Genomic DNA, 15,431 nt, shown 5'->3' on the forward strand with positions numbered 1-15,431 from the left:
AGTTACTTTAATTTAATAAAAAAGAATAAAAAATGCTTAAAATATTTATTGAAAGGCCCGTTCTTTCCACAGTTATATCCATTATAATTGTGATTTTGGGAATTTTGGGAATTATATCCCTACCGGTAGCTCAGTATCCGGAAATTGCCCCGCCTACTGTACAGGTAACCGCTAACTATCCAGGAGCTAATGCTGATGTAGTTATGAAAAGTGTAATTATCCCTTTGGAAGAACAAATCAATGGGGTTGAGAATATGACTTACATGACTTCCAGTGCTGGAAACGATGGGAGTGCTTCCATAACCGTTTATTTTAAACAGGATGCTAACCCTGATATTGCAGCGGTAAACGTTCAGAATCTTGCTGCCAGAGCCAATAGCTTACTTCCTGCTGAGGTTACCAGAAACGGGGTAATTGTACAAAAAACACAAAGTAGTAACATTGTGTTTATGGCATTAATCAGTAAAAGCAAAAATTACGACCAGAAGTTTCTTCAGAATTATGCCAACATCAATATACTTCCACAGATAAAACGTATTACCGGTGTAGGAGATGCTCAGGCGAGAGGTTCAAACACCTACTCAATGAGAATATGGCTAAAACCAGATGTAATGGCTACCTATGGAGTTACTCCTTCTGATATTTCCGGAATATTAGCTGAACAAAATATTGAAGCAGCTCCGGGTACCCTGGGTCAGAACAGTAACCAGACCTTTGAGTATACTTTGAAATATACCGGGCGATTGGTAAGTGCTGAGCAATTTCAGAATATGGTTCTTAAATCCCTTCCTAATGGAGATGTATTACGTTTAAAAGACGTTGCTAAAGTAGAAGTAGGATCAGAAAGTTATTTGGTAACTTCTACTGTTAACGGATATCCTTCTGTAGTAATATCTATTGCACAGACTGCAGGTTCTAACGCTCAGCAAATTATCAAAGAGGTTGAAAAAACAATGGATGAAGCGAAAAGCTCATTTCCTCCGGGTATTGAGACTGTGTTTATGATGAATGCCAATGACTTCCTGGATGCCTCTATTGACAAAGTACTACATACGTTAGTGGAAGCATTTATCTTAGTGTTTATTGTGGTGCTGGTATTCCTTCAGGATTTACGTTCTACTTTAATACCTGCGATATCAGTAATTGTTGCAATTGTAGGAACTTTCTTTTTCTTATTAATATTTGGATTTACCATAAACATCCTTACTCTTTTCGCTTTGATTCTTGCCATTGGTATTGTGGTGGATGATGCTATTGTGGTCGTCGAGGCGGTGCATGCAAAACTGGAAGGAGGAATGAAAGATGCTAAAAAAGCTTCATTGCATGCAATGGATGAAATTGCCGGGGCTATTATAGCTATAACGTTAGTAATGGCTGCCGTATTTATTCCGGTTAGTTTTATCGGAGGTACTTCAGGGGTGTTTTATAAACAATTTGGTTTAACTCTTGCCGTTTCTATCATTCTATCTGCCGTTAATGCATTAACGCTGAGTCCAGCTCTTTGTGCCATATTCCTAAAACCTCACAGCGATGAGCATAAAACAGGTTTTGTACAAAAATTGAAAGATGGATTCAATGGTGCTTTTGATAATATGACTCAAAAGTATAAAAAAGTATTGGTTTGGACATCTAAAGCCAAATGGGTAGTATTTGCTATTATACTAGGATTTTGCGGAATCTTGTATTTTCTTATGCAAACCACTCCTACCGACTTTGTGCCACAGGAAGACAGTGGATTTATATTAAGTGATATCAGCTTGCCTCCGGCATCTACGCTAGAACAATCAACAGCTATAGCCAATCAGGTAAATGAAATAGCTAAAGGTATTGACGGAGTTAATAATATTGCCCAGCTGAATGGTATCAGTTTCATCAGTGGTGTCGGTGGAAATTATGCAGTTGTATTAATAAAACTAAAACCTTGGAATGAACGTCCGAACATTAAAATTGGTGACGTTGTACAACAATTGTTTATGAAAACCGGACACATACAAGGAGGTAGAGTAATCTTCTTCGGAGCTCCTACCCTTCAGGGATTTGGTTTATCCAATGGTTTTGAATTCCAGTTACAAGATCGTACAGGTGGTAGTATTCAGAAATTTTATGAAGCTAGTGGTAAGTTCCTTGCAGCTTTAAACCAACGACCAGAAATCATGTATGCCACCACATCATTTAACCCTAACTACCCGCAATATGAAATCAATGTAAATGTTGCTAAGGTTAAACAAGCCGGCCTTGCTGTTACTGATGTTTTAGGTGCATTACAAGGATACATCGGAGGATTGTATGCATCCAATTATAATGAATTTGGAAAACAATTTAAGGTAATGATTCAGGCAGATCCTAAATATAGAAAAAATGTTGAGGATTTAAATGGAATGTATGTAAGAAACAGCTCAGGCGAAATGGCTCCTATATCCGGTTTCATTACACTAAAACGAGTTTACGGACCCCAATCTCTTCAACGTTTTAATATGTTCCAATCCATGCCTGTAAACGGACAGCCTAATCCGGGATATAGTGCCGGAGATGCTATTAAAGTGATCAATGAAGTAGCAGCTCAAACACTCCCTCAGGGATACTCTTATGAGTACTCAGGTATGTCCAGAGAACAGGTTCAAAATAGTGGGTCTCAAACTGTATATATTTTCTTATTGTGTTTGATATTTGTATATTTCTTATTATCAGCATTATACGAAAGTTACATCTTACCACTATCTATTCTTATTTCTTTACCTATCGGATTAGCGGGTGCTTTCCTTTTTGCTAAAATATTTGGTATCACCAATAATATTTATTTGCAGATTAGTTTAATCATGCTTATCGGATTATTAGCTAAAAACTCTATCTTAATTGTGGAGTATGCCGTTCAGCGAAGAGAACATGGAATGTCTATTATTGATGCAGCTATTGATGGTGCTGTAGCCCGTCTTAGACCTATTTTGATGACATCATTTGCATTTATATTTGGTCTATTACCGTTAATGATAGCCAGCGGAGCTGGTGCTGTGGGTAACCGTTCCATTGGTACTGCGGCTGTCGGAGGTATGCTTATAGGGACTCTTATCGGTTTAGTTGTAACTCCTATGCTATTTGTTGTTTTCCAAAGTTTACAGGAAAGATTTACCAGTAAACCTGCAACAGTTCAAGGAAATTCTGATGATGACGATGATGACGAAATATTATAATACTATAAAAAGACAAGGAATGAAAATCCAACCAATTCAATATATTACCGTATTAATTCTGGCAGGAGCGCTAACTTCATGCGTGACTGCCAAATACGAAAGACCAGAAATTACAGATAATAAACTGTACAGGGATATGGAGATTAAAGATAGTACCACTATTGCTGACATTCCCTGGAGAGAATACTTTAAAGATGTAGAGCTTCAAAATCTGATCAATGAAGGGTTACAGAACAGTTATGATCTACAAATAGCTGTTGCTAGGATTAAGCAGGCTGAAGCAGGTTTATATTCTGCTAAATTAGGATATCTGCCCACGTTAAGCGCTAATGGCTCTTATACAAGCAGCAAGCTTAATAACACTCAAGGTTTTGGTTTAAGAACCCATACGGAAGTATTTCAGTTAGGGGCTTCTGCCAGCTGGGAACTTGATGTTTGGGGCAAAATAACCAGTGCTAAAAAAGCTGCATTGGCAACATATTTACAAAGTGATGCATACAAACGTGTTGTTCAAACTTCTTTGGTATCTAACATAGCTAATAATTATTATTCTCTTTTAGCTTTAGATGAGCAGTTGAAAATTACCAATAATACAATTAAGCTTCTGGAAGAGAACGTTAAGACTATGGAGTACTTAAAGGAAGCAGATATTGTTACGGGAGCTGCTGTAGAACAAAGTAAAGCTTTACTTTATTCCACACAGGTGAGTGTACCTGATTTAGTGCAAAACATTAAATCTTTGGAAAATGCAATTTGTCTGCTTTTAGGACGTACACCAAGTACTATTTCCCGATCATCTATGGGTCAACAGGTAATACCTACTCAAATGGATTACGGTGTTCCCGCTCAGCTTTTATCTAAGAGACCGGATGTAATGATGTATGAATATGCCTACCGGGCTGCATTTGAAAACACCAATGTTGCTAAGGCTTCAATGTATCCTTCCTTAACTCTTACAGGAAACGCTGGGTATTCAACATTGAAAAATCTAAATAACTTTTTTGATTATTCGAATCTGTTTGCAAGTGTTGTTGGTGGGTTAACCCAGCCTATTTTTAATCAAGGGAAATTAAGAGCCCAGCTAAGAGCTAATCAGGCTGCACAAGAAGAAGCTTTATTGAATTTCAAAAATTCAGTATTGAATTCCAGCGTTGAAGTTTCTAATGCTCTTTTTGCTTATGAACAAGCAAAAAGTAAGGACACCAACAGAGGACTTCAAATTGCTTCTCTTCAAAATTCAGTTGATTATACCAAAGAGTTATTGATTTACAGCAGTGCTAATTATACTGAGGTTTTAACTGCAGAACAAAATCTGCTAAGTGCCAAACTAAGTCAGGTTAATGATAAGTTACAGCAACTTCAGGCTTCTATAAATCTATATAAAGCTTTAGGAGGAGGTGTAAACTAATTTCTCGATATTAGATATGAAAAAACCGGCAATAAAGCCGGTTTTTTTATTTTTATGAATTACTTTAAATCTTCCATTATTTTAAGATAATTCTGATATCTTTTCTTCGATATGCTCCCTTCTTCTACCGCTTTAACAACTGCACAGTGTGGTTCGTTGATGTGTAAACAATTACTGAACCTGCAATTTTCCCTTTCTTTGAATATTTCAGGAAAATAATCCTGAAGTTCTTCTCTTTTCACATCTACCAACTCAAATTCCTTCACTCCCGGTATGTCAATAATACTTCCGCCAAAACTCCAATCATACATCTGAGCAAAAGTTGTAGTATGTTTCCCTTTTTCATTATATCCGGATACCGAAGCTGTTTTCAATGATAAATCAGGCTGCAACGAGTTAATGGTTGAACTTTTTCCGCTTCCGGAATGACCAAAAAATACGGTTGTTTTATTTTTAACCCTTTCTTTCAGTTTATCTATATTTATCATTTTTTCTGCAGAAATTTCCAGGGTATCATAACCAATATTTTTATAAATACCGATAATCTCATTTTGTTCCTCCTTTTCAATTTCTGTTAATAAATCAATTTTATTAAATACCAGAAGAACTGGAATTTCGTAAGCTTCACAAGTGATTAGAAAACGATTTAAAAACCCTAAGGATGTTTGAGGATTTCGAGTGGTGAATATGATACAGGCTAAATCTATATTTGCCGCAAGTATATGGGTTTCTTTAGAAAGATTAACGGATTTTCGAATGAGGTAGTTTTTTCTTGGATAAATTTTTGTTATCCATGCCACTGAAGTTTCTTCCAGTTCATACTCAACCTTATCTCCCACTGCTAAAGGATTGGTATTCCTTATTTTTTCTTTTTTAAATTTCCCACGAATACGAGCCTCATAAACTTCATTTGTGGATATATCCTTTATAAGGTACCAACTTCCCGTTGATTTTGTGACCAGGGCCTGCTTCATCTCTCAAAAATAAAAAAAATGCATCACATAAGGATGCATTTTAACTATATCTGTATAAATATATTTTTATTTATCCATAATTTCGTTCTGTAAGTCCACCGATTCTTTATGAATGGAAACTAACAAATGTTCTAGAAATTCTTCAGATAATCCCATACGGGTACCATTACGAATTGCTAGTTTTTTAAGTACATTCCAACGATCCGGCTGATAAATGGCTACGTTATGTTCTTTTTTAAGATTACCGATTTTTTTAGCTACATCCATTCTGGAAGCTAATAATCCTAATAATTGGTTATCTAATTCGTCAATTTCGTTTCTATATCTGTTTAACTTAGTAGAAAAAACATCAGAAGAATCATTCTTTTTACGTAAAGTTATATCAACCAGGATGTCTTTTAAAGTTTCCGGAAGTATTTGCTGTTTAGCATCACTCCATGCTTCATCCGGGTTACAGTGTGTTTCTACCATTAATCCGTTATACTCAAGATTGAAAGCCTGCTGAGCAACCTCTGCAATTAAATCTCTTCTTCCTGCTATGTGAGAAGGATCTCCTATAATTGGAATATTCGGTAAACGATCTTTCAATTCAAGAGCAATCTGCCATTGCGGATTATTTCTGTATTTAGATTTATTGTGTGAAGAAAATCCACGGTGGATAACTCCTAAATTTTTAATACCCTGAGCTGCCAGTCTTTCCAGTCCTCCAATCCATAAATCTAAATCTGGATTTACCGGATTTTTAACTAAAACCACTTTATCCGTATCTCTTAATGCTTCTGCAATTTCCTGCATAGTAAAAGGATTAACCGTAGATCGTGCACCAATCCAAAGATAATCAACATCAAACTCCAATGCTAATTTAGCATGAGAAGCATTTGCTACTTCTGTAGCTGTAAGCATGTTGAACTCATCTTTAACTCTTTTTAACCAGTTAAGACCTATAGCTCCTACCCCTTCAAAACTTCCTGGTTTAGTTCTTGGCTTCCAGATACCGGCACGATACACCTGAACATAATCTTTGTCCAATCGTTCGGCAATCTCCATTACTTGTTTTTCGCTTTCTGCACTACATGGCCCAGCAATAATCAACGGTTTTTCAAATTGGTCTATCCAATCTTGTTTTATATCCTGTATATTCATATCTAAAATTACGTGAAAAATGCAAATTTATAAACTTAATTCATAAGTTGAGTAAATATTACTTATAAATTCGTTACTAATATATATATTAATATCAAACTTAAAAAATAAAAAATTATATTTTTATTTTTATAGTAAAAAGTAAACATGTTCTTATAAACTCAAATATCTTTTATACTATTTTAAATAAATTTGGCTAATGTTTTATAATTTAACAATTCTTGATTTTTATTTATTGGAAGAAAATTGTTCAAATACCCCTAATCCAAAAAGGGCAAAATCATACTTGGAAGGATCTTCCTTGTCTAAAGTTACCAGGTTTTCCTGCAATTCCAAAACAGATTTCCAATCATTCTGTGTACGGTTTAACAATTTTAGCATCCTCGCCGTGTTTCCCGAATGTACATCCAGAGGACAAACTAATTGAGACGGTTTAATACTGTTCCAAATGCCAAAATCCACTCCTTTATTATCTTTCCTAACCATCCATCTAAGAAACATACTCAGTCGCTTGGCCGAAGAATTACGTGCCGGACTGCTTATATGCTTACGTGTTCTCAATGAATGCTCTATTTCAAAAAAAACGTTCCTGAAACGTTCCAAAGCATGATACGTATTAACCTCGTTTTCTTTGACAGCAAATACTTTTTCAAGCCCTCCTTTATTTACATATATATTTTGAAGTGATTTTATAAAGAAAACCAAATCGTCGGAGTTGAATGTACGGTGTACGCTTCCCTGTATTTTTTTTAAATCTGCCGAAGTATGATTCATGATAAAATCAAACGGCTGGTTGTCCAAATACTTTATTATTTTACCTGCGCTTTTAAGTATGCTCTTACGATTTCCCCAGGCAATGGTAGCTGCTAAAAATCCTGAGATTTCAATATCTTCTTTCAAAGAAAACCCATGTGGAACACTTACCGGATCCGGCTCTATGAATTCCACATGGTTATATTGTTCTACCTTTTCATCTAAAAAATATTTTACTACTGAAAGATCCTCCATAAAAATTAATATTCCGGAGCTATTTCCACTTCCAGCCCTTCTAAATCTTCCGTTATAGCTAACTGGCAACCGAGACGGCTGTTTTCTTTGACATTGAAGGCTTCTGATAACATAGCTTCTTCTTCGTCTCCCATTTCAGGAAGCGGCTGGTTTTCGTTTAGCACATATACCTGACAGGAAGCACACATTGCCATTCCTCCACAAGTACCTATAGTACCCTCAGGAGCCAGTTCATAGGCACGTATAACTTCCATCAAATTCATAGACATATCGGTAGGTGCTTCCACTTCGTGTTTATTTCCTTCCCTGTCTATGATAGTAATCTTTACATCTGACATATAAAATTTATTCTATGGATTTTACAACCGCTTTTTCCGCTTCTTTTACAGTTCCGTCAAAACCTTGAACTCCTCCTACGGTTGTATATTTTAGTACATATTTTTTTCCCGGATTTACTCTGTTATAAATACTTTGACACATGAGTGTCGCTTCATGGAAACCACAAAGAATAAGCTTTAATTTTCCGGGATAAGTATTGATATCGCCAATGGCATATATGCCTTCTACATTAGTTTGATAATCTAATGCGTTGTTAACTTTAATGGCATTTTTTTCAATTTCCAGCCCCCAATTCGCTATAGGTCCTAGCTTAGGTGTTAGTCCGAATAAAGGAATAAAGTAATCCACCGATTTATCAAAAACAGTACCTTCCTGTTCTATTACTAAAGATTCAACTTTTCCGTCTCCTTTTATACCGGTAATTTCTGCTGGAGTAATTAAATTAATCTTGCCTTCGTTTTTTAAAGCCTGAACTTTTTCTACGGAATCCAAAGCACCTCTAAATTCATTTCGTCTATGAACAAGAGTGACCTCAGCAGCAATGTCTGCCAGAAAAATACTCCAGTCCAATGCAGAATCTCCTCCTCCAGCAATAAGCACTTTTTTACCTCTGAATTGTTCTGGATTTTTTACAAAATATTCCACTCCTTTTTCCTCATAATCAGAAATATTTTCAATCTGAGGTTTTCTAGGTTCAAAACTTCCCAGTCCGGCTGCAATAGCTACCGCTTTTGCGTGATGCCGGGTTCCTTTGTCAGTGGTAACGATAAAAGTACCGTCCTCCTGTTTATCTATAGTTTGTGCAATTTCATTTAAAGTAAATCCCGGTTCAAATTGTTTGATTTGCTCATGAAGGTTTTGCACCAGCTCACCTGCCTGAACGGTAGGATACCCAGGAATATCAAATATAGGCTTTTTTGGATATAACTCTGTTAACTGCCCTCCTATATTGGGAAGTGCATCAATAATATGGCATCTTAATTTTAATAAGCCTGCTTCAAAAACTGTAAACAGACCTGTAGGACCTGCCCCTATTATCAGTATATCGGTTTCTATCATAATTCTATCTGTTAAGTTGTTGTTGTTTAATGATATATTTTTTAATCAAGTATAATCTTTCCGCTCATTTGGTCTGCTCCTGAATTATTCAAGATAAAAAACACGGTAGTTTAGTAAGATTATTATTCAGCTGCAAAGATAATGAACCTGTTTTTATAAGCCAAACCTTGTAAATTTTTAGTTAATGTATATATATACAATTAAAGTATGTTTGATCTGACAATCAAACATACTTTTTTACTTCAAGCTCTGTATTTACAATATATATTTGAGCAATACTTTATTTACACAGAGAACCTAATTATTGTTATATCACTTTGATTTGAGGTTTGTTTTCGGTTTTTTCTTCTAAAAATAATTTTCCTCTGAGTATACTTTTTACCAGTTCTATAAACTTGTCTGCAAAGGTAGTCCTTATTTGGTTTGTTGAATATATTAGCGATACTTCCCTGAATGGAGAAGCAGTAAAATATCTTACATTTTTTTTATCTACTTCTGATAAAATTTCGGACTCCAGTAAAGGAAGTATGGTGAAACCAAAACCTTCATTTACCAGGCTCACCAAAGTTGAAAAACTACCGCCTTCGAGCTTTATATTAGAATTGATAGCTTCTTTATGCTTACAAAGATCCAGAACCACGTCTCGGAAGCAATGACCTTCTTCGAGCATTAAAAGATAATTGAAATCAAGTTTATCAGTATCTAATATTTTTTCTTTGTACAAAGCACTATTTTGAGGAGAAACATAAGCAACCAATGGTTCCCTGTACATGGGGCGCTCTATAATTTGCATTTCATCCAGTGGTGTACTTGCTATACCGAAATCTATATACCCTTCTTTTATCCCTTTCAGAATATCTTCCGTTTTAAGTTCTTTTATGACTAATTCGGATTCCGGATATTTGTTTCTGAAGGTTTTATAAAATAAAGGTACCAAGGTTGGGGTTATCGTAGGAATGATACCCATTACTACGGTACCGTTCATACTTTTTTTATCTTCTTCTACTATTTTGGATAATTTTCCTGCTTCCTGCAATATAATTTTTGCCTGGTTGACAATTTTCTTCCCTATCGGAGTAATTTTAATAGGATTGGTCGTTCTATCGAATAATTCAACTCCCAGGGTCTTTTCAAGTTTCTGAATCTGCATGCTTAGCGTAGGCTGGCTTACAAAAGCTTTTTCTGCGGCAACTGTAAAATTTTTATGTTCTGCAACAGTTAATACATATTGAAGTTGGATTAAAGTCATTCTATTTAGCTATATTTTATTTTGATTTAAAAAAAAGTTTTTCACCGCAATTTACTAAGATTATTCCAAATATTCTTAATAAAAAAAATTTTGTAACCTTTTGCGTTTTGTTTTCGTATATGGTATGTATGGGTAGAGAAAACTGGTTTATTCTTCTACTCTTTAGGGTAACATTGTGTTTAATTTTTTAGATACATTTAAAAAAAAGCATTTTAAAAAGAATGAGACAACTAAAGATTACCAAACAGGTAACAAACAGAGAAACTGCATCTCTTGACAAGTATTTACAAGAAATCGGAAAAGTAGATTTAATTACAGCGGATGAGGAGGTTGACTTAGCCCAACGCATCAAAGCTGGAGACAGAGTTGCTTTGGAAAAGCTGACCAAGGCTAATTTAAGGTTCGTAGTTTCTGTGGCAAAACAATATCAAAACCAAGGGTTGAGCTTACCGGATTTAATTAATGAAGGAAATCTGGGATTAATTAAGGCGGCCAAACGTTTTGATGAAACCCGGGGGTTCAAATTTATTTCTTATGCGGTATGGTGGATTCGTCAGTCTATCCTTCAGGCTTTAGCAGAACAGTCCAGAATTGTTAGATTACCTCTTAACAAAATCGGCTCCATTAATAAAATAAACAAGGCATTTGCTCATTTAGAGCAGGAACATGAAAGGGCTCCTTCAGCTGCTGAGCTGAGTGAAGTGCTTGATATGAGCGAAGAGGATATTAAAGAATCGATGAAAAACTCAGGACGTCATTTATCCATGGATGCTCCTTTGGTTGAAGGGGAAGACTCCAACCTGTATGATGTACTTCGCTCCGGTGAATCACCAAGTCCGGACAGAGACCTGATGCTGGAATCTTTACAAACTGAGATTGAACGTTCTCTATCTACTCTTACTCCAAGGGAAGCTGATTTAATCCGTCTATATTTCGGGCTAAGCGGCCAACACCCAATGACTCTTGAAGAGATAGGAGAAACTTTTGATTTAACCCGCGAACGTGTTCGTCAGATCAAAGAAAAAGCTATTCGTAGATTAAAACATACCAGCAGAAGTAAAATTCTGAAATCGTATTTAGGAAAATAATTTATACTATATAAGTAATTGAGCAGTGTTTTCTGGCACTGCTTTTTTATTTGCCTTTTTTTTAATTTTACTGTTATTTTATGAAAGAAGTCCTTATCAGTGTACTGTTTAATGTCGGAGTTTCCATAATCTTAAAAATTTTCAGTTCCAAATCATCTGCATCTCAGTCCTTATTTCCAGTTATTACTTATAATTACATTTTTTCTGCACTGTTTTGCTATTTTATATATCATCCTTCGTTAACTACTATTAACGATAGCCAAGCTCCCTGGCTCATTTATATTCTTATGAGTATACTTATGCCGGTGATGTTTATTCTTATTGGACTATCAATTAAACACATTGGTATTGCACGTACAGATATTGCCCAACGAATTTCCTTACTATTAACTCTCGTAGCTTCTTTTCTCTTTTTTAAAGAAGATTTTACCTGGAAAAAAATAGCTGGCCTCTCCCTAGGTTTTATATCTATCTTTTTTATTTTCCACCAAAGCCGGAAAAGCAAATCCGAGGGTATATATTCATGGTTATTGCCTGTTTTAATTTTCTTTGGTATGGGAGTCATAAGTATCTTATACAAAGTGATAGCTGCTAATCAGGAAATTTCTTTTACCACATCTACTTTTTTTATTTTCGTTGGTTCTTTTATAACCGGAGTAATTATTTTAGCATTTAGCAAACAAAAATTTAACCTTTCTTCTCTGGTTTGGGGCTTAGCGGTAGGTGTTTTTAATTTTGGAAATGTGTTGTTTTATTTGAAAGCTCATCAGACTTTAAAGCATAATCCTTCTATGGTTTTTGCTACCATGAATTTGGGCGTTATTATCTTAGGTAGTATTACCGGAATTTGCTTTTTTAAGGAAAAGATGTCTTCCCGTAATTATTTTGGATTGCTCTTAGCTCTTATATCTATTATATTAATCACTTTTTGGAAATGATAAGACAAAAAATAGTTAACTGAGCACTTATTTTTTATTACTTTTATTTTACTGATTCTTAGCAAAAAAGATAGTTATGGTTAAAAAATATCAAGTATTTTTTTAATTACGATTTGGAGAATTAAAGAAAAGGCGTATATTTGCAATCGCTAATCAGCACTGGTCCTATAGCTCAGTTGGTTAGAGCACCTGACTCATAATCAGGTGGTCCCTGGTTCGAGCCCAGGTGGGACCACTTTTTAAAATTTAAATTATTTAAAACCTGTATTTTAACATACAGGTTTTTTATTTTTAGACAATGAATTGAATTTTATTAGCTACATAACAACTTTTCATACGTACCGGGCGGATAGCTTTCTGCAATATCTACTTTTCTTCTTAAAATAATTTCTTTTTTGGTTAGCTTTCCTTTGTAATGTTTCTTTCTGTATTTTTATAATATTCATCATAAACTTTCTCAATAAAAACCCTTTAAATATATTTAATCAATCTCTGTTCTTTTGGTAAAGTGTTTGTTTTTTATAGTTAGGATTAGATAAGGCTTCTCTGTATACAAAAAATCTTTCTCCGTCATATAATTTTCTTCAAAACTTATGAGTTACCGGACATATAAAATACCAAACTTTACCTTTTCTTAAGTTGGAAGGTTTAGAGCTTACATATATTTTATATTTTACCTCTTCTATTTGTTTATAGATATAAGAAAGTTTTATATATGATTTTTCTTCATATATAAGAAACTATGGAAACAGAATCTGTATTACAGCCATTCCTGCTCCATTGTATGGTTCCGTTTAATGAAGTATGTAAAGCTAAATATCCGTTTTTCTTTAGAAAGTAATCTCTATGTTTTTACATTCATTTGATGAAATAGAAAAACCGGAAATCCTTGGCATTTTTAGTGTCTTTTGTTATGCAAACCTAAATCTTTAAGGAAGATGAGGTTTTAACCTTTATCTAAAAATACAAATAAAATATAAGACTCACAAATAACAATCTGTTAACAAGTATTTTAATTACATGTTTAGAATAAAATATTTTTACCCTTATTAACCATATATGTAAGAGGTTAATAAAGATTAATTTTTATTATTTGTTGTAAAGTATATATTAATCCAGATTATATCTATATGGTATTATAACGTTTTTATTATTTATTTGAGATGAATGAGTAGGTTCTTTAGGTAATACAAAACTAACTGGAAGTCTGAAAAAACTCCTAACAGGTTTACCATCAATAGTAGCAGGTTTCCACTTACCCTCAGTTTTTTTAACCGCTTCTATACACATTTCATCTAATCCATCTCCTAATTTTTTACCAACTACACTAATATTAGATACAGAACCATCTTTCTCGACTACAAATTTTATCAGCATTTTCCCCTGTGTCCCCTTATCTCGGGCAACTTCTGTATACTCAATATATTGCGCAATATATCGAGAAATCTCCCCTTCCGTAAATTTAGCTCGTTTGTCCACCTGGTTAAAAATATAATTTTCATCTTCAATAGGTGCTGAAGAAAATGCAGGAAGAGCCACATAACTTTCCAAGTCTTTTGACATATTTGTTTCTTCCTGTCCAAAACAAAAAATATTAATACTTACTAAAAGCCAAAGAGCAAACAACTTTTTCATTTGTAGAATTTTTTTCAAAAATAATGGTTTATTAATTAATGCTGCTAATTTAAGGCTTGCGAAAGCGAGTTATGATTACCGCTTTAGCAGCCGTACAAATTCTGTACTTGCATGAAATATAATTAGAAAATATTTTACTATTTTTTATATTGATTATTTACTCAACAACTTCTCTATCAACGCATTTTTTTCCTGAACCATGCGCTCGTAAAGGGCTTCTTTTTCTGTGTAAAGTTCTACTATTTTATCTATAGGATTGAAATTAAAAGTAAATTGATGTCCAATAGAATTATCATTCAAATCTTGACTATGAAAAGAATTTGCTACAAAATTCAAAGCTCCCTCATCATTAAAATTTTCAATAGCTTCTACCGGAATTTTCAGGATTTGAGCAATTTTTTGTAGAGTTTCTTTTTCAATTTCTTCCTTAGCTTCCAGTTTAGACATGGTGGCCTGGGTAATGTTTAACTCTACAGCCAAAGCATCTTGTTTTATACCCAGCATTTCCCTTAATCTTTTTACATTTTTTCCGTGGTGCACTTTTTTAGGTTCTATATGTGTGTTCATGGTTTATCACTTTTCATCTGTTTACAAAAATAACAAATAATACGCTAAAATAAGAGATTCTTATTTCTGGAATTTTATTTTCCGTCACAGAATGTTTTATCTTATTTTCCTTTCTTTATTTTGTTTGTATAAAGATACTAAAAATGAACGAAGAACAATATAGGGAAATACAAGGCTGGATCAAAGATTTAAAAAAAGACCGAGCCCTGCGTTTTATGAATACGGGTACTACTAATTATAAGCAATTAGGCTTTACCTTGCTTTCCTTGCTTAATACCTGCCAAACGCATGTATTTTCAATGGAAAACAAAAAACCAACACCTGAACAAGAAGAAGAAACTAGGATTGATATTTATAACCTGCTGGAAATGGCGAAACACCTTCTCCCCCACATCGAGTTTGAATTTTTGGACAGGGTGCTGAGGGAGTAAATAAGCCTGCAATATTTTCCAAATTGGCCTCAAAAAAGGTTTGTATATCTTTTTCCGGTTTAAAAGGTTTTTCCTTTAGCTCGGAAAGTTATTTTTTATCCTGGGTAAATATTTAGATGAATGGTTAGATTTCTATTTCAGAAAGGATAATTGATAAAGCCCACTTTATTCGCTATAAAGCCAGACATAGTAAGAATAAAGTTATAAATCTTACTACAAAATAATTGAAGATATTAAAAAACTATACTTTCTCACAAACCAGATTACAACAGATAGCAGATATGTTTATATTTTGTGTTTTACTGAATTAGGTATGGCATTTAATACAGTTCAAACAAAGCCTGTACATATAGCCATAACCTTTTGCTTTAACATTTTTTAGTAATTTATTTTATCTTTGAAAT

General features: G+C 34.2%; 13 protein-coding genes and 1 tRNA gene. 6 read left to right on the forward strand and 8 right to left on the reverse strand.

From position 1 onward, the window contains the following. Positions 1-32 precede the first annotated feature (32 nt). Positions 33-3,188 carry an efflux RND transporter permease subunit gene (locus EOV51_RS13175; RefSeq protein ID WP_128152997.1) on the forward strand — a complete coding sequence of 1,052 codons (3,156 nt, stop codon included), beginning with the start codon at positions 33-35 and terminating at the stop codon, positions 3,186-3,188. Between the two features lie 19 nt (positions 3,189-3,207). Then, the gene (locus EOV51_RS13180; RefSeq protein WP_128152998.1) at positions 3,208-4,596 is read left to right on the forward strand and encodes an efflux transporter outer membrane subunit; all 1,389 of its coding nucleotides are present in this window, start codon (positions 3,208-3,210) and stop codon (positions 4,594-4,596) included. A gap of 59 nt (positions 4,597-4,655) precedes the next feature. Here the strand turns inward: EOV51_RS13180 and rsgA are convergent, their stop codons facing one another. The 6 genes from rsgA to EOV51_RS13210 form a co-directional block, all read right to left on the reverse strand. After that, entirely contained in the window at positions 4,656-5,570 is a 915-nt protein-coding gene (gene rsgA, locus EOV51_RS13185) for a ribosome small subunit-dependent GTPase A (RefSeq protein WP_128152999.1), read from the reverse strand. Between the two features lie 66 nt (positions 5,571-5,636). Further along, positions 5,637-6,713 (reverse strand): bifunctional 3-deoxy-7-phosphoheptulonate synthase/chorismate mutase type II, encoded by a 1,077-nt coding sequence (locus tag EOV51_RS13190; protein ID WP_128153000.1) that lies wholly within the window; start codon positions 6,711-6,713, stop codon positions 5,637-5,639. 228 nt (positions 6,714-6,941) lie between these two features. Beyond that, positions 6,942-7,721, reverse strand: a complete 780-nt coding sequence (locus EOV51_RS13195; RefSeq protein ID WP_128153001.1) for a TIGR02757 family protein — start codon at positions 7,719-7,721, stop codon at positions 6,942-6,944. A gap of 5 nt (positions 7,722-7,726) precedes the next feature. Next, positions 7,727-8,059, reverse strand: a complete 333-nt coding sequence (locus EOV51_RS13200; protein WP_128153002.1) for a 2Fe-2S iron-sulfur cluster-binding family protein — start codon at positions 8,057-8,059, stop codon at positions 7,727-7,729. A 7-nt stretch (positions 8,060-8,066) separates the two neighbouring features. After that, positions 8,067-9,119: an NAD(P)/FAD-dependent oxidoreductase gene (locus tag EOV51_RS13205; RefSeq protein WP_128153003.1), complete on the reverse strand. Its 1,053-nt coding sequence runs from the start codon at positions 9,117-9,119 to the stop codon at positions 8,067-8,069. 307 nt (positions 9,120-9,426) lie between these two features. Beyond that, a complete protein-coding gene (locus EOV51_RS13210) occupies positions 9,427-10,368 on the reverse strand; it encodes a LysR substrate-binding domain-containing protein (RefSeq protein ID WP_128153004.1) in 942 nt (313 codons plus the stop codon). A 221-nt stretch (positions 10,369-10,589) separates the two neighbouring features. On the opposite strand from EOV51_RS13210, the gene EOV51_RS13215 reads away from it, so the two are divergent. The 3 genes from EOV51_RS13215 (at position 10,590) to EOV51_RS13225 (ending at position 12,629) form a co-directional block, all read left to right on the forward strand. After that, positions 10,590-11,456 carry a sigma-70 family RNA polymerase sigma factor gene (locus EOV51_RS13215; RefSeq protein WP_128153005.1) on the forward strand — a complete coding sequence of 289 codons (867 nt, stop codon included), beginning with the start codon at positions 10,590-10,592 and terminating at the stop codon, positions 11,454-11,456. A gap of 80 nt (positions 11,457-11,536) precedes the next feature. Then, entirely contained in the window at positions 11,537-12,394 is an 858-nt protein-coding gene (locus EOV51_RS13220; protein ID WP_128153006.1) for a DMT family transporter, read from the forward strand. 161 nt (positions 12,395-12,555) lie between these two features. After that, positions 12,556-12,629, forward strand: a tRNA-Ile gene (locus EOV51_RS13225). Between the two features lie 875 nt (positions 12,630-13,504). On the opposite strand, the gene EOV51_RS13230 is transcribed toward EOV51_RS13225, so the two are convergent. Together EOV51_RS13230 and EOV51_RS13235 are read right to left on the reverse strand one after the other, a co-directional pair. Next, a complete protein-coding gene (locus EOV51_RS13230; protein ID WP_128153007.1) occupies positions 13,505-14,029 on the reverse strand; it encodes an energy transducer TonB in 525 nt (174 codons plus the stop codon). A 153-nt stretch (positions 14,030-14,182) separates the two neighbouring features. Further along, positions 14,183-14,596, reverse strand: a complete 414-nt coding sequence (locus EOV51_RS13235) for a helix-turn-helix transcriptional regulator (RefSeq protein WP_128153008.1) — start codon at positions 14,594-14,596, stop codon at positions 14,183-14,185. Between the two features lie 143 nt (positions 14,597-14,739). Here EOV51_RS13235 and EOV51_RS13240 point away from each other — a divergent pair, with 143 nt between their 5' ends. Continuing rightward, positions 14,740-15,027: a hypothetical protein gene (locus tag EOV51_RS13240; RefSeq protein WP_128153009.1), complete on the forward strand. Its 288-nt coding sequence runs from the start codon at positions 14,740-14,742 to the stop codon at positions 15,025-15,027. Positions 15,028-15,431 lie beyond the last annotated feature (404 nt).

The organism is Apibacter raozihei (assembly GCF_004014855.1).
GTDB lineage: Bacteria > Bacteroidota > Bacteroidia > Flavobacteriales > Weeksellaceae > Apibacter > Apibacter raozihei.